This window comes from Thermus brockianus (assembly GCF_001880325.1).
In the GTDB taxonomy this organism is placed as follows: Bacteria; Deinococcota; Deinococci; order Deinococcales; family Thermaceae; genus Thermus; species Thermus brockianus.
Genome location: NZ_CP016312.1, coordinates 137,461 through 158,530 on the forward strand (window position 1 = coordinate 137,461; position 21,070 = coordinate 158,530).

Here is a 21,070-nt window from a genome sequence, read left to right on the forward strand (position 1 = left end):
GGTGCGGGCGGTGGTGCAACGGGTTACGGAGGCCTTCGTGGAGGTGGAAGGGGAGGTGGTGGGAAGGATTGGCCTAGGCCTACTGGTCCTGCTGGGGGTGGGGCAAAGGGATACCCGGGAGGACGCCCACTACCTGGCCCGCAAGATCGTCCACCTCCGGGTATTCCCCGACGCCGAGGGCAAGATGAACCTCTCCCTTAAGGACGTGGGCGGGGAGGTGCTTTTGGTGAGCCAGTTCACCCTCTACGCCGATACCCGGAAGGGCCACCGCCCCTCCTTCCTCCAGGCCGCCCCGCCCGACCTTGGGAAAAGGCTTTACGAGGAGGCCATTGAGGCCTTCCTGGCCCAAGGGGTCCACGTGGAAACGGGGGTCTATGGGGCCCATATGCGCGTCCACCTGGTGAACGATGGCCCCGTGACCCTCCTCCTGGACTCGGAAGACCGCCTAAAACCCCGGTAGCCTCATCCCTCTCATCCTTTTCCCGTGTAGGGTAAGGCACTCCCCGAAAGAGGAGCGCCTATGCATAAGGTAGAACCCAAAGACTGGATCCCCCTCATCAAGCCCTACGCCAAGCCCAACACCCTGCGAAGCCTCCGCCAGGTGGCGGACACCCTCCTCCCCCTCCTCGCCCTCTTCCTCCTCGCCCACAAGGCGCTTTCTGTTTCCCTCCTCCTCACCCTGGCCCTGGACTTCGTGGCGGCGCTTTTCCTGGTGCGGCTTTTTATCCTGCAGCACGACGCCGGACACGGCTCCTTCTTCCCCAAGAAGTGGATGAACGACCTCTTGGGCTTCTTCGCCGGGGTCCTCACCCTGGTGCCCTACCACCACTGGCAGCTTTCCCACGCCCGGCACCACGCCACGAGCGGCAACCTGGACAAACGGGGTGTGGGGGACATCTACACCATGACCCTGGAGGAGTACCTGCGGGCCACCCCCAGGGAGCGCCTCGCCTACCGCCTCTACCGCAACCCCTTCGTCATGTTCTTCTTGGGACCCATCTACGTCTTTATGCTCTCCTACCGCCTGCCCTTGGGTTACGGATCGGAACGCCCCTCCGTGCGCAACAGCGTGGCCCTCACCAACCTGGCCTTGGTCCTTCTCCTTCTCGGCATCGGGACCCTCTTGGGCTGGAAAACCCTCCTTTTCGTCTACCTCCCCATCCAGTACCTGGCGGGGATGGTGGGCATCTTCCTCTTCTACGTGCAACACCAGTTTGAAGACGCCTACTGGGAGCACGACCCCCGCTGGGAGCACCTGAAGGCGGCCATGGAGGGCAGCACCTACCTCAAGCTCCCCAAGGTCCTCCAGTGGCTCACGGGGAACATCGGCTTCCACCACATCCACCACCTGGCCCCCAAGATCCCCAACTACCACCTGCCCAAGGTGCAGGAGGAGGTGGACCTGGTGAAGGTGGCCCCCACCGTGACCCTAAAGGACGCCTTCCAGATCGCCTTCGCCGACCTGCACCTTCACGACGAGGAAAGCCGCAAGCTGGTGGGGTTTAGGGAGGCGCACCGGCGGCTTAACGCCGCCCGGGGTAAGCTTTCCGCCTAATGGCGGAAGTGGCGCACCCCCGTGAAGACCATGGCCATCCCCGCCTCGTCCGCCGCCTGGATGGAGTCCTTGTCCCGCACGCTCCCTCCAGGCTGGATGATGGCGGCGATGCCGAACTCCGCCGCCAGGCGCACCACGTCGTCAAAGGGGAAGAAGGCGTCCGAGGCCAAAACCGCTCCCTTCGCCCCTTCCTTTGCGGTCTTGAGGGCGTGCTTGGCGGCGGCGTAGCGGTTGGTCTGGCCCACCCCGATGCCCAAGGTCATCCCTTCCTTGGCCACCACGATGGCATTGGAGCGCACGTGCTTCACCACCTTCCAAGCGAAGAGGAGGTCGCGCCACTCCGCCTCCCCCGGGGCCCTTTGCGTCACCACCTGGGGCGCCATGGGGTCTTGGGTATCGGCGTCCTGGAGGAGGACCCCGCCCCGGATGCGCCTTAGGTCCAGGTAGGGGCCCTGGGCCAAGGTGGGGACCTCGAGGAGGCGCAGGTTCTTCTTCCTGGCGAAGACCCTCAGGGCCTCCTCGCTAAAGCCCGGGGCCAGGACCACCTCCAGGAAGACCTCCGCCATGGCCTCGGCCGTGGGGCCATCCACCTCCCGGTTGAAGGCCACAATGCCCCCGAAGATGGAAACCGGGTCCGCCCGGTAGGCCTTTTGGTAGGCCTCCAGGGGGGTTTCCCCCAAGGCCACCCCGCAGGGGTTTTGGTGCTTCACCGCCACGCAGGCGGGCTCGGCGAACTCGGAAACCAGGTTCCAGGCGGCCTCGGCGTCCAGGTAGTTGTTGAAGCTCATGGCCTTACCCTGGAGGACCCGGGCCTCGAGGAGGGGCCCCTCCTCCCCCGCCACCCGGTAAAGCGCCGCCTCCTGGTGGGGGTTTTCCCCGTAGCGCAAGGGCGAAACCCGTTCCAGGACCAAGAACTTCTCCTCGGGGAACTTCTCCCCGGAAAGCCACTCGGCGATGGCGGCGTCGTAACGGGCGGTGTGGGCGAAGGCCTTGCGGGCAAGGGCCCGGCGGAACTCGGGGCTTGGCCCTTCCCGGAGAGCTTCCAAGACGGCGGGGTAGTCCGCGGGGTCGCAGACGGGAAGGACCGCCATGTGGTTCTTGGCGGCCGCCCGGAGCATGGCGGGCCCCCCGATGTCAACCTGCTCCAGGGCCTCCTCGTAGGAGGCCCCCCGGGCCACGGTCTCCCGGAAGGGGTAGAGGTTCACCGCCAAGACCCCAATCCGCTCCAGGCCCAAGGCCCGAAGCTCCGCCTCCTGGTCCGGCCGGGCGAGAAGCCCCGCGTGCACCTTGGGGTGCAGGGTCTTCACCCGGCCCTCCAGGATCTCGGGGAAGCCCGTGAACTCGGAGATGTAGGTGACGGGAAGCCCCGCCTCGGCCAAGGCCCTATGGGTTCCCCCGGTGGCGAGGAGGCGGAACCCTAAGCCCAAAAGCCCCCGGGCGAAGTCCACGATCCCCCGCTTATCGGAAACGGAAAGGAGCGCCCACATGAGAGGGATTGTACCCGCTAGACTGGAGGGGATGACCATCTACGAGGCCATCAAGGAGACCATCAAGGAGGCCATGAAGGCCCGGGACCAGAGGACCCTGGACTTCGCCCGGGTGGTGAAGGCGGAGATGGACCGCAAGGGGGACGGCAAGCCCCTCCCCGACGCCGAGGCGGTGAAGGTCTTAAGGGCGCTTCGGGAAATCGCCCTGGAGCAAGGGAACGCCTTTGAGGTGGCGTTTCTGGACCGCTTCCTGCCCCAGGAGATGACCGAGGAGGAGATAGAGGCCTGGATTAGGGAAAACCTGGACCTCTCCCAGTTCAAAAACCCCCTGGCGGCCATCGGGGCCGTGACCAAGGCCTTGGGCCCCAGGGCCCCCGGGGAAAAGGTGCGGCGGGTCATTGAGCGCCTGGCCTCATGAGCCCTTGGAAGCGGCTTTCCCTGGAGGAAATCCTTTCCGAGCCCGTGCGCCTGGTGCGGGAACGGGTGAGGACCCACACGGGCAAGGAGCTCACCTACATCTACCGCCCGGGGCCGGTGGCGGCAAGCTTCGTCCTGCCGGTGACGGAAAGGGCCACCGCCCTCCTCATCCGCCAGTACCGGCACCCCACGGGAAAGTTCCTCCTGGAGGTGCCGGCGGGCAAGGTGGACGCCGGGGAAACCCCCGAGGAGGCGGCGCGGCGGGAGCTTTTGGAGGAGGTGGGCGCGCGGGCCAAGGAGGTCATCCCCCTGCCCCCCTTCCACCCCCAACCCTCCTTCACCGCCGTGGTCTTCCACCCCTTCCTGGCCCTGGGGGCGGAGGTGGTGGCGGCCCCGCGCCTCGAGGACGGCGAGCTCCTAGAACCCCTAGAGCTCTCCCTGGGCGAGCTCTATGCCCTCCTGGAGAGGGGCGAGGTCCAGGACGCCGCCACCGCCCTCACCCTCTTCTACGCCAAGCCCCACCTGCACTCCCTGGGCCTCCTTTAGGCATAGCCTTGCACCCGCCCGCATAAAGAGCGGGTGGGAAGTCCTTTTCTGGATTGGTAGACTGGCGCCGTATGAAACCCGAGGTAAAGACACCCCTCCCTGGACCCATGGCCCGGGCGCTCTCCGAGCGGGCCGAGCGGGTGCTCTCCCCCTCCTACATCCGCCCCTACCCCTTCGTCCCCGCCCGGGGGCGAGGGGTCTTCCTGGAGGACGTGGACGGAAACGTCTTCCTGGACTTCATGGCGGGCATCGCCGTGAACACCACCGGCTACGCCCACCCCAAGGTCCTCGAGGCGGTGCGGGCCCAGGCGGAGCGCTTCGCCCACGTCTGCTTCTCCGACTTCACCCACGAGCCCACCCTCTCCCTGGCCGAGCGCCTGGTGGCGAGGCTTGGCGGAAGGTACCGGGTCTACTTTGGCAACTCCGGCACCGAGGGGATTGAGGCCGCCATCAAGCTGGTGCGCCACCACACGGGCAGGCCCTACCTCCTCGCCTTCACCGGGGCCTTCCACGGGCGAAGCCTAGGGGCGCTTTCCCTCACCGCCAGCAAGAGCGCCTACCGCAAGGGGTTCTCTCCCCTTCTGCCCGGGGTGGTGCACCTCCCCTTCCCCAACCCCTTCCGCCCACCCCTAGGGGCGAGGCCCGAGGCGGTGGGGGAGGCGGTCTTGGACTACCTGGAGCACCTCTTCCGCACCGTTTTGCCCCCGGAGGAGGTGGCCGCCTTCTTCCTGGAGCCCATCCAGGGGGAGGGGGGGTACGTGGTGCCGCCCAAAGGCTTCCTCCCCAGGCTCAAAGCCCTCCTGGAGCGGCACGGCATCCTCCTGGTGGCGGACGAGGTGCAGTCCGGGGCCGGGCGGACGGGCCTCTTCTTCGCCCTGGAACACGAGGGGATAGAGGCGGACGTCTACGTCCTGGCCAAGGGCCTGGCCTCGGGCTACCCCTTAAGCGCCCTCCTCTTCCGGGAGGAGCTCGGGAGCTGGCGCCCCGGGGCCCACGGCACCACCTTCGGCGGCCAGGCGGTGGCGGCGGCCGCCGCCCACGCCACCCTGGACCTTTTGGAAGGGGGCCTCATGGAAAACGCCGCCCGGGTGGGGGCCTACCTCCTGGAGGAGCTTAAGGGCATGCAAAAGCGCTTCCCCTTCCTGGGGGACGTGCGGGGCCGGGGGCTCATGATCGGCCTGGACTTCGGCACGCCCGAGGAGGAGCGGCCGGACCTCCGGGACAAGGCCGTGGAACGGGCTTTCCACAAGGGCCTTCTCCTCCTCCCGGCAGGCCCCTCCGCCCTCCGCATCGCCCCGCCCCTCATCCTGAGCCAAGAGGAAGCGGCCATGGGCCTGGAGATCCTGGAAGCCGTCTTCCAGAGCTTGTAGAAAAGGGGCCGGGCCCATGCCCGGCCCCCAAAAGTCTTTCCCTACTTGGGCTCCCCCGGCCAGTCCCCCACCACCCCCGGGGCGGCCCACTCCATGGTGAGGAGCTCCTCCAAGGTGGCCTTGCGCCCGGCGGGGATGCGCACCACCCCTTTCCGGTCCCGGATGGGCCCGGTGAAGGGGTCAAAGGTGGGCTTGGGGCTAGACATGTCCTTGAGGAGGGCCATGATGCGGTCGTAGACCGCGACCTCCTTCCCCGCCACCTGCATCTTGGCCTTCTGCAACAGGGGCACGTGCTTGGGGTTGATGGGGACCCCGTAATCCGCCCCCATCTCCACGGCCTTGTGCTGCAGGAGCCAGAAGTAGTCCACGTTCTGCAGGTTCTTGGCGGTGTAGGTACCCTCCTTCACCTTCTTGAGGAAGTCAATGTAGATCACGTCCCAGTGGACGATCTGCCCGGAAACCACGTGGTCGGGGGCGAACTTGAGCATGGGGGTGTAGTGGCCGAAGGAGTAGGCCCCTTTCTTGGCGGCGGTTTGGATCACCGTGGGGGTGTCCTCGGTGAAGGCGAATACGTCCGCCCCTTGGGAAAGGAGCGCCTCCGTGGCTTCCCGGGCCTTGGCCGGGTCGTACCAGGCGTTGATCCAACGCACCAGGACCTGGGCCTTGGGGTTCACCGCCCGCACCCCCAGGGCGAAGGCGTTGATGTGCCGCTTCACCTCAGGGATAGGGAAGGCGGCCACGTACCCCACCTTGCCCGTCTTGGTGAGGGCCCCGGCGGCGAGGCCATTGAGGTAGTAGACCTGGTAGAAGTCCGCCATGTAGGTGGCCACGTTGGGGGCCCGCTTAACCCCGGTGGCGTGGGCGAAGAGGACGTTCGGGTACTTCCGGGCGCCCTCGAGGACCGCCTCCATATAGCCGAAGCTGGTGGCGAAGATGACCTGGCACCCCTCTTTCACGAAGCGGTCAATGACGGGCAACGCCTGAGCCTCCGGAACGCTTTCCACATAGCGGGTCTCCAGCCAGGGGAGCGCCGCCTCCGCCTTCTTCCGCCCGATATCGTGGGCGTAGGTCCAGCCGGCGTCCCCCACGGGGCCCACGTAGATGAAACAGGCCTTGAGCTTCTCCCCTTGCGCCAGGCCCATCCCCAAAAGGAGGGCCAAAAGCCAAACCAGTCTCCGCATCCTTCACCTCCCCCGCTCAAAGGGCTGGCCTAGGGCCTTGGGGGCCCGGGACCGGCCCGAGAGGGCCAGGACCAGGATAACCAGAAGGTAGGGCATGGCGGCGAAGGCCTCGGACGGTATAGGTACACTGCCCTGGAGCCTAAACTGCAGGAAGAAGAGGAGGCCGAAGAGGTAAGCCCCAAAGACCGCCCGCAGGGGCTCCCAGGCGGCCAGGATGACCAAGGCGATGGCCACCCAGCCAAGCCCCGAGGTCATCCCGTCCGTCCACGAAGGGCGGTAGGCCAAGGAGAGGTACGCCCCGCCCAGGCCGATCAGCCCACCCCCAAGCCCCAAGGCCAGGTAGCGTACCCCCTCCACCCCCACCCCGAAGAGGTCCGCCGCCTTGGGGTTCTCCCCCACGCTCCGCAGGTAAAGGCCAAACCGGCTCCGGTAGAGGAGGAGGTGCAGAAAAAAGGCCAAGAGGAGGGCAAGGAGGGCCAAAGGCACCTCGGGCAAGGGGTTTTCCAAGGGCACCCCCTCGTAGCGCTTGCCCAAAATCCCCGAAGCCCCAAGCCCCAAGGCGGCCACCGCCAGGCCGGCCACGAAGGGGTTGGCCCTTAGGGTGATGGCGAAAAGCCCCAGGAAAAGGGCAAGGAGTACCCCCGCCCCCAGCCCGGCCACCACCCCCACCCAAGGCCCCGCCCCCAAGGCGGCGGCGAAGGCGGCGAGGGCCGAAAGGGCCATCATGCCCTCCACCCCTAGGTTCACCACCCCGCTCCGCTCGGCCATAAGGGCCCCCAAGGCGGCGAGGAGGATGGGCGTACCGAAAAGCACCGCGCGCACCAAGGCCTCTTCCATCAGCGCCTCCAAAGGATCCGGTGGCGGCTTGCCGCCTCCGCCCCAATCCAGGCCAGGAGCAAAAGCCCCGCCACCACGTCCACCACCCGAAAGGGCATGGAGAAGGCGAGCTTCAAGGCATCCCCCCCCGCCAGGACGAGCCCGAGGAGGGGGGCGGTGAGGAGGGTAAGCCCCGGCCTACCCCGGGCCAGCCAGGCCACCAGGATGGCGGTGAAGCCGTAACCCAAGGAGATTTGGGCGGGCTCCAAAAGCCTCCCGTGGATTCCCGCCACCTCCCCCACCCCGGCAAACCCCGAAAGGAGCCCCGAGGCCAAGGCCACCAGGAGGAGAAGCCGCCCCTCCTTAAGCCCCAGGTACCGCGCCGCCTCCCGGTTCTCCCCCAGGATGCGCCAGGAGAAGCCTAAGGGGGTGCGGAAGAGGAGGAGGTGGAGGCCAAGCGCTACCCCCACCCCCAGGAGCAGGGTGGGCCAGTGGACGAGGGTATCCCCAAGCCGGGGAAGCCGGGCGGCCTCGGGGAAGCGGTCCGTGTAGAGGAAGCCGAAGACGAACTGGCCCTTCCAGGGCCCCGCCACCAAGAAGACCACCAGGTAGTAGGCCAGGTAGTTCTGCATCAGGGTGGTGAGGATCTCGTTCGCCCCAAAGCGCACCCGAAGCCAGGCGGCCAACCCCGCCCACAAGGCCCCAAGCGCCCCCCCGAGGAAGAACATGAGGAGGAGGGTATGGGGCCCAGGGGGGAGGAAAAGGGCCACGTATGCCGCCCCCACCGCCCCCATGAGGAGCTGCCCCTCGGCCCCGATGTTGAAGAAGCCCACCCGGAAGGCGAGGCTGAGCCCGGCCCCGATAAGGAGGAGAGGGATGGTCCTGCGGGCCACCTCGGCCAGGCCCACGGGGTCCAAGAGGGGGGAGAGGAGGAGGCCATAGGCCCTAAGGGGGGAAACCCCATAGGCCAGGAAGAGGAGGCCCAAAAGGGCCAGCGCCAAGAGGAGGAAGGCCCCGTAGGCCAAGGCCACCTTCCTGAGGGTGGGGGCGGGATCCAGCTCCAGCCTCATGCCCGCCCCTCCGCCATCATCCGGCCCAGCCGTACCCGGTCCGCCTCCTCCCGGGGAACGGGCCCCACCAGCCTTCCGTGGTACAAGGCGGCCACCCGGTGGGATAGGGCCAGGATCTCGTCCAGGTCCTCACTCACCAGGAGGATGGCGGCCCCTTGCCGGGCCAGGTCCAAAAGCCTCCCGTGCACCTCCTCCGCCGCCCCCACGTCCACCCCGTAGGTGGGGTGCATGGCCAGGATGAGGCGGGGGCCCCCCTTGAGTTCCCGGGCGAGGATCACCTTTTGCACGTTGCCCCCGGAGAGGAACCGCACCGGGGTCCTAGGGGAAGGGGCCTTGATGGCGTAGGTGGCCATGAGGGCCTTGGCCTCCTCCTCCAGGGTCCGATAGTCCAGTAGCCCAAACCGGGCATAGGCGGGATAGGTCCTAAGGGCCAGGTTCTCCGCCACGCTCATCCCCCCCACCACCCCCATGGCCCGCTCCTCGGGGATGTGGGCCACGCCCAGGGGGAAAACCTGGGCGGGGTCCTTGGGCAGGGGCCTGCCCAAAAAGCGAACCTTCCCCCGGTAAGGCCTTAGCCCCGCCAGGGCCTCCACGAGCTCTTTCTGGCCGCTTCCCGCCACCCCGGCAACCCCCAAGACCTCCCCCGCCCGGAGGGCGAAGGAAACCCCTTGGACGGGGAAGCCGTGCCGGGGGACCAAAAGGTCTTCCACCTCCAAGACCACCTCCTCCCGGGGTGGCGGGGCCTTGGGCGGGGGGCTAGGACTTCGGCCCACCATGAGGCGCACCAGGCGCTCCTTGTCCGCCTCTTGCCGGAGGAGTTCCCCCACCTTCTCCCCCGCCCGGAGCACGGCGATGCGGTCGGCGATGGCCAGGACCTCGTCCAGCTTGTGGCTAATGAAGATGACGGCGAGGCCCGACGCCTTTAAACGGGCGATCTCCTGAAAAAGCTCGTCCGCCTCCTTGGGGGTGAGGACGCTGGTGGGCTCGTCCAGGATGAGGACCCGGGGGCGGTTGAGGAGGGCCCTGAGGAGCTCCACCCGTTGCTTTTCCCCGGCGGAAAGCCGCTCCACCTTGGCCTCGAGGTCCACCGCCAAAGGGTGGTCCTGAAGCAGGGCTTTGAGCTGCGCCACCAAGGCCCGCCGGGTGAAAAAGGGAGGGAGGTCCAGCCCAAGGGCCAGGTTCTCCGCCACGGTGTGGGCCTCAATGAGTTCGGGGTGCTGGGGCACGAGGGCGATGCCAAGCCGCTGGGCGGCCTTGGGCGAGGGGATGCGCACCTCTTTCCCGTCCAGGAGGATCCGGCCCTCGTCGGGGGCGTAGAGCCCATAGAGGAGGCTCACCAAGGTGGTCTTCCCCGCCCCGTTCTCCCCAAGGAGGGCGAGGATCTCGCCCCGGCCCACCTCGAGGGTGATGCCCCGGTTGGCCACCACGGGTCCAAAGCGCTTCGTGATGTTCTCCAGTCGCAGCATGGGAGGGGTCCAGGCCCCGGGGCAAGAATACCACGGAAAGGGCATCCCAGGGGGCAGCGAAGGAATCGCCCTCCGGGGAGGACGCCATCCCCAAGGCCCAAGGAAGGGAAGGCCGCACCCCCTACGTAAGGGGCCGTAACCCGCCCCCAAGCGGGCCCTTCCCAGCCCCGACCCGGGAGGCAGGAGGATAAAAAGCTTCCGCCCCCAATTCCGAGGGCGGAAGCTTTGCGTTCTGGAGCTGGCGGGCCCGGAGGGATTCGAACCCCCGACCTACCGCTTAGAAGGCGGCTGCTCTGTCCCCTGAGCTACGGGCCCATAGGAGAAAGCCGGGGTTACCTTCACCCCGGCCGTCTGGAGCGGGAGACGGGACTCGAACCCGCGACCCTCGGCTTGGAAGGCCGATGCTCTACCAACTGAGCTACTCCCGCATGGTCGGGGCGGCCCGATTTGAACGGGCGACCCCCTGCTCCCAAAGCAGGTGCGCTACCGGCCTGCGCTACGCCCCGGGGCGCGCCACCCCAGAGGCCACGATAGCATCTGCCCTAAGGAGGGTCAAGGTGTGCTAAGATGGCCCCATGCGCTTAGGTCCGGTGGAAATTCTCCTCATCCTCCTGGTCATCCTCCTCCTCTTTGGCGCCAAGAAGCTTCCCGAGCTCGCCCGGGGCATCGGCCAGTCGGCCCGGGAGTTCAAGAAAGGCCTGCAGGAGGGCGAGGAAAAGAAGGAAGAGCCCAAGGCCTAGGGGGCCTTCTCCTCCAGGAGCATCCCCCCGGGGGCGTAGAGCCGGTAGCCCGTGGGACGCACGTAGGTTGCCAGGGCTAAACCGTACTCGTTCGCCAAGGCCACGGCAGGAGCCGTGGCCCCGGTACGGCTGGCCAGGAGCACCGCTCCCATGCCCACCACCTTGGCCGCCATCTCCAGGCTCACCCGCCCCGTGGAGGCCACGAGCACGGGCGGGGCAACACCCTCCGCCAGCATGAACCCCGCCAGGCGGTCCACGGCGTTGTGGCGGCCGATGTCCTCGTTAAGGTACAGGAGCCGCCCTTCCCGGTCAAAGAGGGCGGCTCCGTGGATGCCCCGGGTACGAGCATACCCTTGGGTTCGGGCCCGAAGCTCGGCAAGGAGGGTGATGGGAAGCTTGGGGTCCAAGGGCACCCTGGGCAAGGGGGCTAGCCTGGGCTCCCCGTAGCGAAGCCCGGCGGCGCACCCGCTATCCCGCACCCCCAGGCCCCGCTTGGGGGCCTGGGGAAGGTCCACCAAAACCATCCCTTCGGCCACACGGACCTTGACCCCTTCCAAGCCCGGGAGAACTCCGCTTAGGTAGAGGTGGCCCAAGGCCAGGTAGGCTTCGTCCCCCGGTGTGTAGCTCAGAGAGGTCCAGGGCTCGCCGTTCACCACGAGGAGGAGGCGGGCCTCTTCGGGCAGGGGGAAAGCTTCCTCGGTGAAGCACCCCCTTTCGTACCGCCACATAGACCCCCTCACCATAGCCCTCCCTTGGCCAATGGAAAAGCCCTGGGAGCACAAAGCCCCCAGGGCCTAGGGCCTCGCTAAAGCCGGCGCAGGACCTCCTCCGCCTCCTTGTAGCCTGGTTTGAGCTTAACGGCCTCCTGGCACTGGTAACGCGCCCCTTCCTTGTCCCCGAGCCTCTCGTTGGCCAGGCAGAGCTGGTAGCGGTACTCGGGCCGCTTGGGCTCGAGGCGCACCGCCACCGTGAGGCGGCTTTTGGCCTTCTGCGCATCCCCTAGGGCCAGGTAGACCTGGCCCAGGTAGTAATAGGCGGCGGGGAAGCGCAAGGGGGCCAGGGCGATGGCGTTTTCCAAGGCCACCCCCGCCTCCCTCATCCTGCCCAAGAGCACGTAGGCTTGGCCCAGGGTGTACCAACCCTCGGCGTCCAGGGGCTTTAGCTTGTGCCCCTCCTCCAAGACTCTGGCCGCTTCCTCCGCCCGGCCCTTGAGGAGGAGGGCGGAGGCGTAGCGTAGGCGCACGCCGCTGTCCTTGGGGGCGAGCTGGAGGGCGCGGGCGTACTGCCCCAAGGCCTCGTCCAACCGCCCCGCCGCCAGGTACAGCTCCGCCATGGCCACCCGCACCTCGGGGGTATCTTCCAGGGAAAGGGCTCTCCTAAAGGCCTCCTCGGCCCTATCCATCTGGCCCAACAGGGCATAGACGAGGCCCCGTTGGGCAAAGAGGGGAGCGTAACGGGGGTTCACCCGCTCCCCGTCCCGCAGGACGCTTAAGGCCTGGTCCAGGTAGGCCCTTGCCTTCTCCCGGTCCTCGCTCGCCCGGTAAAGGGCGATGTAGGCCTCGGCGAGCACCATGTACCCCCCGATGTACCGGGGGTTTCTCGCCACCAGGCCCTTGGCGTTCTCCAGGGCCGGGTTCAGGAGGCCCACCTTGAGCTGGGCCCGGGCCAGCCAGTAGAGGACATCGGGGTCCTGGGGCTTTTCCTTGGCCGCCCGCTCCAAGGCCTCGAGGGCCGCCTCGTACCGCCCCAGGGCGTAAAGCTGCACCCCCAGCTTCAGGGCATCCTGCGTGGCCGTCTGCCCCGCCGGGGGCGGGGGGGTCTGGGCCAAGGCCGGAACCGCCAACAAGCCTAAGGTCAAGAGAAACCAGCGCATGCCATCCTCCTCGGGGCGATTCTAAAGCACAAAACGCGTCAAGTCAGGGGAAGCGAAGACCTCCCCCAACCGTTTTTCCACATAGGCCCGGGTGATCTCCACCCGGCCCAGGTCCGTCTGGAAGCTCACCTCCTCCAGCACCCTCTCCAACACGGTGGCAAGCCTCCGGGCCCCGATGTCCTCCAGTTCCTGGTTGGCCCGGTGGGCCGCCTCCGCAATGGCCCAAAGGGCGTCCTCGTGGAAGACAAGCTCCGTGCCGTCCGCCCGAAGGAGCTCGGTGTACTGGCGGATGAGGGAGTTTTCCGGCTCCTTCAGGATGCGGAAAAACTCCTCCGGGCCCAAGGGGGAAAGCTCCACGCGGATGGGAAACCGCCCCTGGAGCTCCGGGATCAGGTCCGAGGGCTTGGCCACGTGGAAAGCCCCGGCGGCAATGAAGAGCACGTGCTCCGTGGAGATGGGGCCGATGCGGGTGGAGACCACCGTACCCTCCACGATGGGCAGGAGGTCCCGCTGCACCCCTTCCCCGGACACGTCGGGCCCCACGGTCCCTTCCCGCCTCGCCACCTTGTCTATCTCGTCAATGAAGACGATTCCCTCCTCCTGGGCGCGGCGCCTGGCCTCCTCCTTGAGCTCTTCCTTGTCAATGAGGCGCTCGGCGTGCTGGTTCTTGAGCACCTCCCGGGCCTCCCGCACCGCCATGCGCTTGCGCACAGGCCGCTTCGGGAGAAGCCCTTTGAGCATCTCCCCCATGCCGCCAAACCCCTCGCCCCCCAGGACCCCCATAAAGGGCAGGCCCACCTCCTCCTCCACCTGCACCTCCACCAGGTGGTGGTCCAGGCGGCCCGAGCGCACCTCGGCCACGGAGGCGCGGAGGAGGGTGGCGAGCTCCTCCTCGGCGAAGGCCAGGGCCCTTTCCTCCACCTTCTTCTTCATCTCCTCCAGGACCAGTTGGTAGCTGGCCTCCGCCAGGTCCCGTACGATGGAGTCCACGTCCCGGCCCACATAGCCCACCTCCGTGAACTTGGTGGCCTCCACCTTGACGAAGGGGGCCCCGGCCAGGCGGGCAAGGCGGCGGGCGATCTCCGTCTTCCCCACCCCCGTGGGCCCGATCATGAGGATGTTTTTGGGCGTCACCTCCCGGGCGATCTCCGGGGGGAGTTTCTTCCTGCGGTAGCGGTTCCTCAGGGCCACGGCCACCGCCCGCTTGGCCGCCTCCTGGCCCACGATGTGCTTGGAAAGCTCCCGGACGATTTCCGCCGGCGTGAGGTTCATGCTTCCCCCAAGGTTAGCACCGTCACCTGGCCCGAGGTGTAAAGGTCCACCTCGGCGGCGATCCTGAGCGCCTCCTCGGCGATCTCCCGGGCGGCAAGGCCCGAGTGGCGGTAAAGGGCCTTGGCAGCGGCCAGGGCGTAGGGCCCCCCTGAGCCCACCGCCAAAAGGGGCTCTTCCGGGGTGATGACCTCGCCGCTTCCCGAAAGGAGGACCATGCTCTCCCGGTCGGCGGCCACGATCATGGCCTGGAGGTGGCGGAGGACCCGGTCCGTGCGCCATAGCTTGGCGGTTTCCACCGCCCCCTTCAGGAGGGACCCCTTGGCCTCCCTAAGCTTCTCCTCAAAGCGCTCCAGAAGGGCCAAGGCGTCGGCCACGCCCCCGGCGAAGCCCACCAAGACGCCCTCCCCCACCTCGAGCCTCCGCACCTTCACCGCGCCGCGCTTCAAAACGGTTTGGCCGAAGGTCACCTGGCCGTCCCCGGCCAGGGCGGTGACCCCGTCCTTCCGGACGGCCAGGATGGTGGTGCCGTGAATCTCCACGCCGCCAAGATACCCCTCTGGCATGAGAAGGGCGTTAGGCGAAGGGGGAAAGGACCTTGGCCATCTCCCCAAAACGCCTCCAAGCTCCCTCCCGCTCCCAAAGGGGCCTTCCCTCCCGAAGGGCGGCCAACACCGGCCCGTGCCCCTCTATGGCGCCCCGCAGGGCCTCCTCCCAGGTGTAGGGGAAGACCTCCACCCCCCTCACCCCTTCGGGGCGGTAGCGCACCAGGCGCTCCGGGAAAGGAAAAGGGCTTTGGGACAGGAGGAGGAAAAGGTCGGCGTCGCTCATGGCGGTGGCCTCGCCGCGGGCCAGGGAACCGAAAAGGACCACCGCCAGGACCTCGGGCCGCTCCCCCAGGGCTTGGGCGGCCCCCTTCAGGACTTGCACGCGGGCCTCTTGGTCAAAGGAAAAGATCCGCGTCACAGGTGCGCCTCTACAAAGGCCAAAAAATCCTCCGCAAGCCGAACCGCCTCCACCGCCTCCGACCGGGTGTAGTGCCTGGCCGCCGGCCCCGCCGGGTGGGCGTCGGGATAGCGCGTGGGGATGTAGTACTTGTCCAGGATCTTGGCAGCCTCCACCAAACCCTCGGGCACGCTGATGCCGGAGGGGAGGTCCGCCAAGAGGTCTAGAATGGAATGTCCCCAGGCCACCTGGCCCCGGGAGAGATGGAGCCCTTTGAGGGCCGCTTCCGCTGCCTGTTGCGGGCAAGAGGCCCAGGCATAATCCCCCAGGTCCAGGCTCCCCCGGGCGTGGCGCAGGTTGTAGCGGGCCTGCTCCAGCCAATCCCTAGCCCGGTTCACGCCCCCATTATGGCATGGCAAGGAAGGGCACATATTCCGCCCCCCTTTCCGCCTAAACTGGAAAGGGTGAAGGCCAAGACCCTAGGCGAGCTCAAGCGCACCTACCCCCTGGAAAAGCTCAGGCGCACCGTGAAGGACGAGGCGCGGGAGAACCTCCGGGAAAAGCTAAGGCGGGGGGAAAGGCTCTTCCCCGGCATCCACGGCTACGAGGACACGGTCATCCCCGCCCTGGTCCAGGCTATCCTGGCCAAGCAGAACTTCATCCTCCTGGGCACCCGGGGCCAGGCGAAAAGCCGCATCCTGCGGAGCCTGGTTTCGCTTTTAGACGAGGAGATCCCCGCCTTGCCCACCGAGCTAAGGGACAACCCCCTCCACCCCATCTCCCCCGAGGGGAAACGGCTTTTGGAGGAGGCGGGGGAGGACGCCCCCATCCTTTGGGTGAGCCGGGAGGAAAGGTACGTGGAAAAGCTCGCCACCCCCGACACCACCGTGGCCGACCTCCTAGGGGACATGGACCCCATTAAGGCGGCCCGGCGGGGCACGGGGATGGCCGACCTGGAGAGCATCCACTATGGCCTCCTCCCCCGGGCCAACCGGGGCATCTTCGCCGTGAACGAGCTGGCCGACCTGGCGCCCAAGGTGCAGGTGGCGCTTTTCAACATCCTCGAGGAGGGCGACGTGCAGATCCGGGGCTACCCCATCCGCCTCCCCTTGGACGTCTGGCTCGTCTTCACCGCCAACCCCCAGGACTACACCGCCCGGGGCCGCATCGTCACGCCCCTCAAGGACCGCATCGGGAGCGAGATCCGCACCCACTATCCCAAAAGCCTGGAGGAAGGGGCCAGGATCAGCGCCCAGGAGGCCTACGTCCCTGAAGGGGTGGAGGTCCCGGAGTGGGTGCGGCTTTCCGTGGAGGCGGTGGCCTTCGCCGCCCGGGAGGACCGCCGGGTGGACCAGACGGCGGGGGTTTCCCAAAGGCTTCCCATCAGCCTCCTGGAGGTAGTGGCGGCGAGCGCCGAACGCCGGGCCCTCCTCCAGGGCATCCGGCCCGTGGCCCGGCCCCTGGACCTCTACCAAGGGCTTTCCGCCATCACGGGAAAGCTGGAATTGGAGTACGAGGGGGAGCTTCAGGGGGCGGAACGGGTGGCCAAGGAGATCGTCCAAAGGGCCTTCGGCCTCGTCCTCCCCCGCTACCGCCTGAAGACCGAGGCCATCGTGGCCTATTTTGAGGAGGGCAACCTCCTCACCCTGCCCGAGGGGGACCTGGAAGGGGCCCTAAGCGCCCTGGCCGGGGTGCCGGGGCTTCTGGAGGCGGCGCGGACCCTGGCGGGAGGGGATGCCCCCGAGCTTCTCCTCTCCGCTGGGGAGTTCGTGCTGGAAGGCCTCGTGGGCCGCAGGAAGCTCGCCCGGGGCGAGGCGAGCTACCAGGCGGCGGAAAGGGCGCGGGGCTATGGCAACTGAGCCCGCCCGGAAGAAGGGGGCGCACCTGGAGGAGGCCCGATGAAGGCCATCCGGTATAGCCGCTACGAGGGAAGCCTAGACGAGCTCTCCCCCGAGGAGATCCTGAGCCTTCTGGAAGACTTCCTCCTGGACTCGGGCTTCTCCGACCCCTTCCAGCGCTACGACCCCGACCCGAACCGGACCCCCACCCTGGAGGACCTTTACGACGCCCTCCTCGAGGCCCTCCTCAAAAACGAGCTCGTCCCCGAGGACTGGCTACGGGAGGCCCGTTTCGCCAACCGCAAGGAGGAAACCCGGCTTTACCAGGCCATCCAGCGCATGATCCAGCGCCTCCAAGAGGCGGGCTACCTCCGCCTCCCCGGCGAGGACCCCACCAGCCCCAGTCCAGGGGGGTATCGGGGGGAAGCGGGGGAAACCCGCCTGGAGCTCACGGAGAAGGCCTCGGATTTCCTGGGGCTCAAAAGCCTCCGGGAGCTCCTCGGGGCCCTGGGCCGCAACCCCCCGGGCCTCCACCCCACCCCCCACCACGCCCCCGGGGTGGAAAAGACCGGGGAGACCAAGCCCTGGGCCTGGGGCGACCCCCTGGAGCTCAACGTCCCGGAAACCCTGAAGAAGGTGGCGGCCAAGGGGCTAACGGGCCTTAGCCACGAGGACCTGGTGATAGACCTGGCGGAGTACACCGCCAGCATGAGCACCGTGGTCCTCCTGGACTGCTCCCACTCCATGATCCTCTACGGGGAAGACCGCTTCACCCCGGCCAAAAAGGTGGCCCTGGCCCTGGCCCACCTCATCCGCACCCAGTACCCCGGGGACCGGGTGCGCTTCGTCCTCTTCCACGACACCGCCGAGGAAATCCCCTTGGCCAAGCTCCCCCTGGCCCAGGTGGGCCCCTACCACACCAACACCAAGGCGGGGTTGGAGCTTGCCCGCACCCTCCTGCGGAAGATGGGCGGGGAGATGAAGCAGATCATCCTCATCACGGATGGCAAGCCCTCGGCCCTCACCCTCCCGAGCGGGGAAATCTACAAGAACGCCTGGGGCCTGGACCCCCTGATCCTGGCGGAAACCCTCAAAGAGGCCACCCTGGCCCGGCGGGAGGGCATCCCCATCCACACCTTCATGCTGGCCCGGGAGCCCGAGCTTTTGGCCTTCGTGAAGAAGCTCTCCCAAATCACCCGGGGGAAGGCCTACCTGACAAGCCCCAGGAACATCGGCAAGTACCTCCTCCTGGACTTCCTCAACAAGAAGGTGCGGGCCAACTGACCGTCATGGGGAATCGGCAAGCGATGCCCAAGCATGCCCGGCGCCTTGGCCTCGCCTTCCGGCTAAGCCTCCTCTTGGAACGCCTCAGGGGGCCAAGGCTTCTTCCTAGACCCCCCACCGCCCTGGTGCGGGCGTACGCCGAGGTGCGGGTCCCGGTGGGCCTCGAGGGTTCCTACTACCCGGCCCGCCAGGTGGAGGGCTACGCCCTCATCCCCTGGGACCGCTACATGCAGGAAGCCGAGGAGGCCCTGGTCGAAGCGACAAGGAGCCCCTAAGCCGCTTGAAATCCAAGGCTGCGTCTGAAACAAGGTTGCGTCTGGAAATGGCTCGCTACTCCTAGTAAAGGCGTATGAAAGGTGGGTGCCAAGGACACGGAGGAGTCACCCCATAGACGGGAGCACCCCCAGGCGACGCTGAAGAAAGCGGTGAAGGAAACAATGGCCGTGGCTAATCCAGCTTCCTCCAAGGCCCTCCACCCCGCCGGCGTCAAGCGAGCGCAAGGCTGCGGAACCGATGCGCTTCCCCCTAAGTCACCGCCACACCCACGAGCTCCTCAGCACCTTAGCGGTGCAAACAACCCTCCTCCACTAGAATCAGAGAGAACATGGCAAGGACCTGGCTAGCTCTGCTTGCGCTCCTCCTTCCCCTGGCCCAAGCGGAGGGATGGCGGCTTACCCGGAGCCAAAGCCTCACCCAGGAGGGCGCCACAGCCTGGCGGTACACCCTAAGCCCCGTGGGCAAAGAAGCCAGGGAACTCTGGCAAAGGCTCGCCCTCCAGTACCAGGACCACCTGCGGGCCGGGTACCGGGTGGACCTGGGAAGCTGGCGGCTCTACTTCCTTGGGGGGAGGCTCAGGCTAGAGCCCCACTGCCCAAAGGTAAACCCCGCCTGCCTCACCTTCGGCGCTTTGCCTGTGGAAAAAACGGTTCAAGACCGCTTCCTCCTAGAGCTAAGCGACCTCCTGGACCAGGCCCTCGCCCAAGCCCGGGCCACGGGGGGCACCCTCACCCTCTCCGGGCTTTTCCGGGTAGAGGTCAAGCGAGGCCAGACCCCACCCTACCCGGCAAGGCCCTCGGGCTGGCAACCTTAGCCCGGCATACCCTGGGCCTTGAAGCAGCCCCTCTTCGCCCGGTCCAGGGCTATAGAACAGCACAACGCCTAACCCCCTAAGGCTTCGGTTTGCGCCAAGGAACCAAACACCGGGGTTTTAGCCCCGGAAAAGCTCCCTTGAAAATACCCAAAGGCTTCCAAAGAGCCCAAAGGTTAGGGCGGCCACGAGGCCATACCGCAGGGAGTGCCTCTCCTCGGGCCTTTCAGGCTTCTGGGCAGGCTGGAGGAGGAACAGGCCCGAGGCTAAGGTCTCTTCCGTCAACGCCTCTAAGGACTGTTCCTCCTGGTACGCCTTAAGTTGCTGGAGCCTAAGCTCCATGAGGGAAGCCGTCGTGCGAAGGCGCTGGCGGATCGTGGGGTCATAATCGTCCTGGGCCAACACCCTTAGGGCTTCCCTTATGTCCCGCAACCCCTGGCGGAGTACCATCTCCTCACCCTTAAAATAACTGTCCCAGAAAACTTGGAGCTTCCCCCTCAGTCGCTCCTTCAGGCGTGCGTAGCCCTCGAGCACCTTCCCCTGGGCTTCCTCGGGGGTAGCCCCATAGCCTCTTATTTTCAAGATTCCTCCCTCCTCCTCCAGCACAAAACGGAATCCCCCACCTTGCTGTACTGCATACGACTTGACCCAACTGACCCAAGGTAACTGCGCCGGATGGGGGAGGAGGAAAAGGTCAACGCCTAGCCCAGAAAAACGGTATTCCAAAACAGGGGGGATTTCTCTCTCAACCTCACCGTTTATTTGAAGCACTATCTCGCTACTATAGCGAGGCGGCAAAAGGCTTCCAACTACCCCCGCCAATATCCCGACAGCCAAGGTACCTATCAAAAGCCAACGCCAGCTGCGCCGCAAGGCGCCAAGGAGATCCAAGAGGGTCACGTCGGTCTCAGGAGCCATAAGGTAAGCCTAACGGGCACCAAACCCAGTCCCTATAACCCAAAGGGTCTTCACCAGTATCCGAAGGTCAAGCCAAAAGGAAAGGTGCTTGATGTAGTAAAGGTCATAGCTAAGCTTCAACCGGGTTCCCTCCACACCTTCCGTGTAACCTTGCTGCACCTGCGCCCACCCTGTGAGCCCAGGGCGCACGCTATGGCGCAAGGGGTAAAGGGGGATTTCCTTGGCGTACACCTCTGCCAAAACACGCTGTTCCGGCCGCGGTCCCACCAGGCTCATATCCCCCTTCAAAATATTCCAAAACTGAGGCAACTCGTCCAACCGGTAGCGCCGGAGAAACCGGCCCAAGGGGGTTAACCTAGCCTCCTCCTCCCCCACATATACACCCTCCCGGGGCGCGCCCCGCATGGTACGAAACTTGTACGCCTTAAAAGGACGCCCCCCCAAACCCACGCGCTCCTGCGCGAAAATCACAGGCCGGCCAAGGTCCCAATACACAAGAAGGGCCACCAAAACGCCCAGGACAAGGATTAGGGGAGATAGGAAAAGGACCAGCCCTACTTCCCACAAACGCTTGAACCAAGGGTAAAGCCCCCGGTCCATCTCCGCCAAGGCCATAAGCCCTTCGTTAAAGTGTGGCCCCAAAGGGACTCTACCCGTATACCCCTCATACACGCTCGCCGCATGGAGGATGGGGATCCCCCTCAGGGAAGCCTCCGCCAAGAGGGGTAAGGCCTTGGGATCCAGGTGATGCAAGTCCGCCACCACCCCCTCCACCTCATCCAGGCGGGCGATGGGAAGTTTTTCCCCAACATGCGCCCGCAGCCAATCTGCTACCCCACCAGGAACGAGCGCAAGCCGCACAGGGGGCACGCGGGTGAGGTAAAACACCAAGAGGGGAAAGCAAAGGAAAGTGGCCGATAGGAGATAGCCCCTGGAGTAGTAAAGCCGCCCCAGGGCCAACACCGCCACCAAAAGAAGGCTAAAGAGCAAAAGGTTGAAGGCCGCAATCCCCCAGGACTCCTTCCCAGGATAGCGGGCCATTCGGTCGGTGGAGAGAAAGGCGAGAAGGTGGGCGAGGGCCGTAAGGAGCACCAGCACACCCTCCTCCCAACCCCAAGGAGGCGGCCCAAAGAAAAGGAGAGCCCCCAGGAATGCAGGGAGCACCCCTAAGGCCAGCCAGGGACTGGGCCAGCTCCTCGGTCTGATAA

Annotated in this window: 23 protein-coding genes and 3 tRNA genes; 10 read left to right on the forward strand and 16 right to left on the reverse strand. The window is 66.5% G+C overall.

The genetic code is table 11. The features are described 5' to 3' along the window. Position 1 precedes the first annotated feature (1 nt). Both dtd and A0O31_RS00665 read left to right on the forward strand, forming a co-directional pair. Positions 2-460, forward strand: coding sequence for a D-aminoacyl-tRNA deacylase (dtd, locus tag A0O31_RS00660; protein ID WP_071676246.1), 459 nt, complete (start codon positions 2-4; stop codon positions 458-460). A gap of 60 nt (positions 461-520) precedes the next feature. Continuing rightward, positions 521-1,555, forward strand: a complete 1,035-nt coding sequence (locus A0O31_RS00665; RefSeq protein ID WP_071676247.1) for a fatty acid desaturase — start codon at positions 521-523, stop codon at positions 1,553-1,555. Here the strand turns inward: A0O31_RS00665 and purH are convergent. Then, a complete protein-coding gene (purH, locus tag A0O31_RS00670) occupies positions 1,552-3,042 on the reverse strand; it encodes a bifunctional phosphoribosylaminoimidazolecarboxamide formyltransferase/IMP cyclohydrolase (RefSeq protein WP_071676248.1) in 1,491 nt (496 codons plus the stop codon). The two genes, A0O31_RS00665 and purH, sit on opposite strands and share 4 nt — an antisense overlap. 31 nt (positions 3,043-3,073) lie before the next feature. Between purH and A0O31_RS00675 the strand changes: the two genes are divergently transcribed. The 3 genes from A0O31_RS00675 (at position 3,074) to A0O31_RS00685 (ending at position 5,375) form a co-directional block, all read left to right on the forward strand. Continuing rightward, positions 3,074-3,460 carry a GatB/YqeY domain-containing protein gene (locus tag A0O31_RS00675; RefSeq protein ID WP_071676249.1) on the forward strand — a complete coding sequence of 129 codons (387 nt, stop codon included), beginning with the start codon at positions 3,074-3,076 and terminating at the stop codon, positions 3,458-3,460. Continuing rightward, complete coding sequence (locus tag A0O31_RS00680) at positions 3,457-4,005, forward strand: NUDIX domain-containing protein (RefSeq protein ID WP_071676250.1); 549 nt, start codon at positions 3,457-3,459, stop codon at positions 4,003-4,005. Before A0O31_RS00675 ends, A0O31_RS00680 begins: the two co-directional genes overlap by 4 nt. Positions 4,006-4,076: 71 nt before the next feature. Then, on the forward strand, positions 4,077-5,375 hold the full coding sequence (locus A0O31_RS00685; protein WP_071676251.1) for an acetyl ornithine aminotransferase family protein: 1,299 nt from the start codon (positions 4,077-4,079) through the stop codon (positions 5,373-5,375). A gap of 41 nt (positions 5,376-5,416) precedes the next feature. Here the strand turns inward: A0O31_RS00685 and A0O31_RS00690 are convergent, their stop codons facing one another. The 7 genes from A0O31_RS00690 to A0O31_RS00720 form a co-directional block, all read right to left on the reverse strand. After that, on the reverse strand, positions 5,417-6,556 hold the full coding sequence (locus A0O31_RS00690; protein WP_071676252.1) for a BMP family ABC transporter substrate-binding protein: 1,140 nt from the start codon (positions 6,554-6,556) through the stop codon (positions 5,417-5,419). A 3-nt stretch (positions 6,557-6,559) separates the two neighbouring features. After that, positions 6,560-7,393 carry an ABC transporter permease subunit gene (locus A0O31_RS00695; protein ID WP_071676253.1) on the reverse strand — a complete coding sequence of 278 codons (834 nt, stop codon included), beginning with the start codon at positions 7,391-7,393 and terminating at the stop codon, positions 6,560-6,562. Next, the gene (locus tag A0O31_RS00700) at positions 7,393-8,442 is read right to left on the reverse strand and encodes an ABC transporter permease (protein WP_071676254.1); all 1,050 of its coding nucleotides are present in this window, start codon (positions 8,440-8,442) and stop codon (positions 7,393-7,395) included. Before A0O31_RS00700 ends, A0O31_RS00695 begins: the two co-directional genes overlap by 1 nt. Then, a complete protein-coding gene (locus tag A0O31_RS00705; RefSeq protein ID WP_071677871.1) occupies positions 8,439-9,908 on the reverse strand; it encodes an ABC transporter ATP-binding protein in 1,470 nt (489 codons plus the stop codon). Before A0O31_RS00705 ends, A0O31_RS00700 begins: the two co-directional genes overlap by 4 nt. 239 nt (positions 9,909-10,147) lie before the next feature. Beyond that, positions 10,148-10,223, reverse strand: a tRNA-Arg gene (locus tag A0O31_RS00710). 37 nt (positions 10,224-10,260) lie between these two features. Next, positions 10,261-10,336: transfer RNA gene (locus A0O31_RS00715), tRNA-Gly, on the reverse strand. Between the two features lies 1 nt (position 10,337). Beyond that, a tRNA-Pro gene (locus tag A0O31_RS00720) sits at positions 10,338-10,414 on the reverse strand. 69 nt (positions 10,415-10,483) lie between these two features. On the opposite strand from A0O31_RS00720, the gene tatA reads away from it, so the two are divergent. Continuing rightward, positions 10,484-10,648, forward strand: coding sequence for a twin-arginine translocase TatA/TatE family subunit (tatA, locus tag A0O31_RS00725; RefSeq protein ID WP_018112255.1), 165 nt, complete (start codon positions 10,484-10,486; stop codon positions 10,646-10,648). Here the strand turns inward: tatA and A0O31_RS00730 are convergent. The 6 genes from A0O31_RS00730 to A0O31_RS00755 form a co-directional block, all read right to left on the reverse strand. After that, complete coding sequence (locus A0O31_RS00730) at positions 10,645-11,376, reverse strand: formate dehydrogenase accessory sulfurtransferase FdhD (protein ID WP_071676255.1); 732 nt, start codon at positions 11,374-11,376, stop codon at positions 10,645-10,647. The two genes, tatA and A0O31_RS00730, sit on opposite strands and share 4 nt — an antisense overlap. A gap of 77 nt (positions 11,377-11,453) precedes the next feature. Then, on the reverse strand, positions 11,454-12,521 hold the full coding sequence (locus tag A0O31_RS00735; RefSeq protein WP_071676256.1) for a tetratricopeptide repeat protein: 1,068 nt from the start codon (positions 12,519-12,521) through the stop codon (positions 11,454-11,456). A gap of 21 nt (positions 12,522-12,542) precedes the next feature. Continuing rightward, positions 12,543-13,793, reverse strand: a complete 1,251-nt coding sequence (gene hslU, locus A0O31_RS00740; RefSeq protein WP_071676257.1) for an HslU--HslV peptidase ATPase subunit — start codon at positions 13,791-13,793, stop codon at positions 12,543-12,545. Beyond that, positions 13,790-14,356 carry an ATP-dependent protease subunit HslV gene (gene hslV, locus A0O31_RS00745; protein WP_152024375.1) on the reverse strand — a complete coding sequence of 189 codons (567 nt, stop codon included), beginning with the start codon at positions 14,354-14,356 and terminating at the stop codon, positions 13,790-13,792. The genes hslU and hslV overlap by 4 nt, the downstream gene beginning before the upstream one ends. 10 nt (positions 14,357-14,366) lie before the next feature. Continuing rightward, positions 14,367-14,756, reverse strand: a complete 390-nt coding sequence (locus A0O31_RS00750) for a nucleotidyltransferase domain-containing protein (RefSeq protein WP_071676259.1) — start codon at positions 14,754-14,756, stop codon at positions 14,367-14,369. Beyond that, positions 14,753-15,133 (reverse strand): HEPN domain-containing protein, encoded by a 381-nt coding sequence (locus A0O31_RS00755; protein WP_084720290.1) that lies wholly within the window; start codon positions 15,131-15,133, stop codon positions 14,753-14,755. Before A0O31_RS00755 ends, A0O31_RS00750 begins: the two co-directional genes overlap by 4 nt. Before the next feature lie 66 nt (positions 15,134-15,199). Between A0O31_RS00755 and A0O31_RS00760 the strand changes: the two genes are divergently transcribed. From A0O31_RS00760 to A0O31_RS00775, 4 genes are all read left to right on the forward strand, one after another. Then, positions 15,200-16,594 carry a sigma 54-interacting transcriptional regulator gene (locus A0O31_RS00760; protein WP_071676261.1) on the forward strand — a complete coding sequence of 465 codons (1,395 nt, stop codon included), beginning with the start codon at positions 15,200-15,202 and terminating at the stop codon, positions 16,592-16,594. A gap of 39 nt (positions 16,595-16,633) precedes the next feature. Beyond that, positions 16,634-17,857, forward strand: a complete 1,224-nt coding sequence (locus tag A0O31_RS00765; protein WP_071676262.1) for a vWA domain-containing protein — start codon at positions 16,634-16,636, stop codon at positions 17,855-17,857. A 23-nt stretch (positions 17,858-17,880) separates the two neighbouring features. Further along, on the forward strand, positions 17,881-18,132 hold the full coding sequence (locus tag A0O31_RS00770) for a hypothetical protein (protein WP_162493676.1): 252 nt from the start codon (positions 17,881-17,883) through the stop codon (positions 18,130-18,132). 329 nt (positions 18,133-18,461) lie between these two features. Next, positions 18,462-18,947 (forward strand): FHA domain-containing protein, encoded by a 486-nt coding sequence (locus tag A0O31_RS00775; RefSeq protein WP_071676264.1) that lies wholly within the window; start codon positions 18,462-18,464, stop codon positions 18,945-18,947. A 117-nt stretch (positions 18,948-19,064) separates the two neighbouring features. Here A0O31_RS00775 and A0O31_RS00780 read toward each other — a convergent pair whose 3' ends face one another. Both A0O31_RS00780 and A0O31_RS00785 read right to left on the reverse strand, forming a co-directional pair. Continuing rightward, positions 19,065-19,862 carry a Wzz/FepE/Etk N-terminal domain-containing protein gene (locus tag A0O31_RS00780; protein WP_071676265.1) on the reverse strand — a complete coding sequence of 266 codons (798 nt, stop codon included), beginning with the start codon at positions 19,860-19,862 and terminating at the stop codon, positions 19,065-19,067. 9 nt (positions 19,863-19,871) lie between these two features. Beyond that, on the reverse strand, positions 19,872-20,960 hold the full coding sequence (locus tag A0O31_RS00785) for a sugar transferase (RefSeq protein WP_237259010.1): 1,089 nt from the start codon (positions 20,958-20,960) through the stop codon (positions 19,872-19,874). Between the last annotated feature and the right edge of the window lie 110 nt (positions 20,961-21,070).

Bases quoted from the DNA above. Each gene is read 5' to 3' on its own strand.
- A0O31_RS00690 (WP_071676252.1), bottom strand. From the start codon at position 6,556: ATGCGGAGACTGGTTTGGCTTTTGGCCCTCCTTTTGGGGATGGGCCTG.
- A0O31_RS00685 (WP_071676251.1), top strand. From the start codon at position 4,077: ATGAAACCCGAGGTAAAGACACCCCTCCCTGGACCCATGGCCCGGGCG.
- A0O31_RS00730 (WP_071676255.1), bottom strand. From the start codon at position 11,376: ATGTGGCGGTACGAAAGGGGGTGCTTCACCGAGGAAGCTTTCCCCCTG.
- purH (WP_071676248.1), bottom strand. From the start codon at position 3,042: ATGTGGGCGCTCCTTTCCGTTTCCGATAAGCGGGGGATCGTGGACTTC.
- hslU (WP_071676257.1), bottom strand. From the start codon at position 13,793: ATGAACCTCACGCCGGCGGAAATCGTCCGGGAGCTTTCCAAGCACATC.
- hslV (WP_152024375.1), bottom strand. From the start codon at position 14,356: ATGCCAGAGGGGTATCTTGGCGGCGTGGAGATTCACGGCACCACCATC.
- A0O31_RS00765 (WP_071676262.1), top strand. From the start codon at position 16,634: ATGAAGGCCATCCGGTATAGCCGCTACGAGGGAAGCCTAGACGAGCTC.
- A0O31_RS00665 (WP_071676247.1), top strand. From the start codon at position 521: ATGCATAAGGTAGAACCCAAAGACTGGATCCCCCTCATCAAGCCCTAC.
- A0O31_RS00780 (WP_071676265.1), bottom strand. From the start codon at position 19,862: ATGGCTCCTGAGACCGACGTGACCCTCTTGGATCTCCTTGGCGCCTTG.
- A0O31_RS00775 (WP_071676264.1), top strand. From the start codon at position 18,462: ATGGCAAGGACCTGGCTAGCTCTGCTTGCGCTCCTCCTTCCCCTGGCC.
- A0O31_RS00695 (WP_071676253.1), bottom strand. From the start codon at position 7,393: ATGGAAGAGGCCTTGGTGCGCGCGGTGCTTTTCGGTACGCCCATCCTC.
- A0O31_RS00675 (WP_071676249.1), top strand. From the start codon at position 3,074: ATGACCATCTACGAGGCCATCAAGGAGACCATCAAGGAGGCCATGAAG.
- A0O31_RS00680 (WP_071676250.1), top strand. From the start codon at position 3,457: ATGAGCCCTTGGAAGCGGCTTTCCCTGGAGGAAATCCTTTCCGAGCCC.
- A0O31_RS00705 (WP_071677871.1), bottom strand. From the start codon at position 9,908: ATGCTGCGACTGGAGAACATCACGAAGCGCTTTGGACCCGTGGTGGCC.
- A0O31_RS00735 (WP_071676256.1), bottom strand. From the start codon at position 12,521: ATGCGCTGGTTTCTCTTGACCTTAGGCTTGTTGGCGGTTCCGGCCTTG.
- A0O31_RS00700 (WP_071676254.1), bottom strand. From the start codon at position 8,442: ATGAGGCTGGAGCTGGATCCCGCCCCCACCCTCAGGAAGGTGGCCTTG.
- tatA (WP_018112255.1), top strand. From the start codon at position 10,484: ATGCGCTTAGGTCCGGTGGAAATTCTCCTCATCCTCCTGGTCATCCTC.
- A0O31_RS00770 (WP_162493676.1), top strand. From the start codon at position 17,881: ATGCCCAAGCATGCCCGGCGCCTTGGCCTCGCCTTCCGGCTAAGCCTC.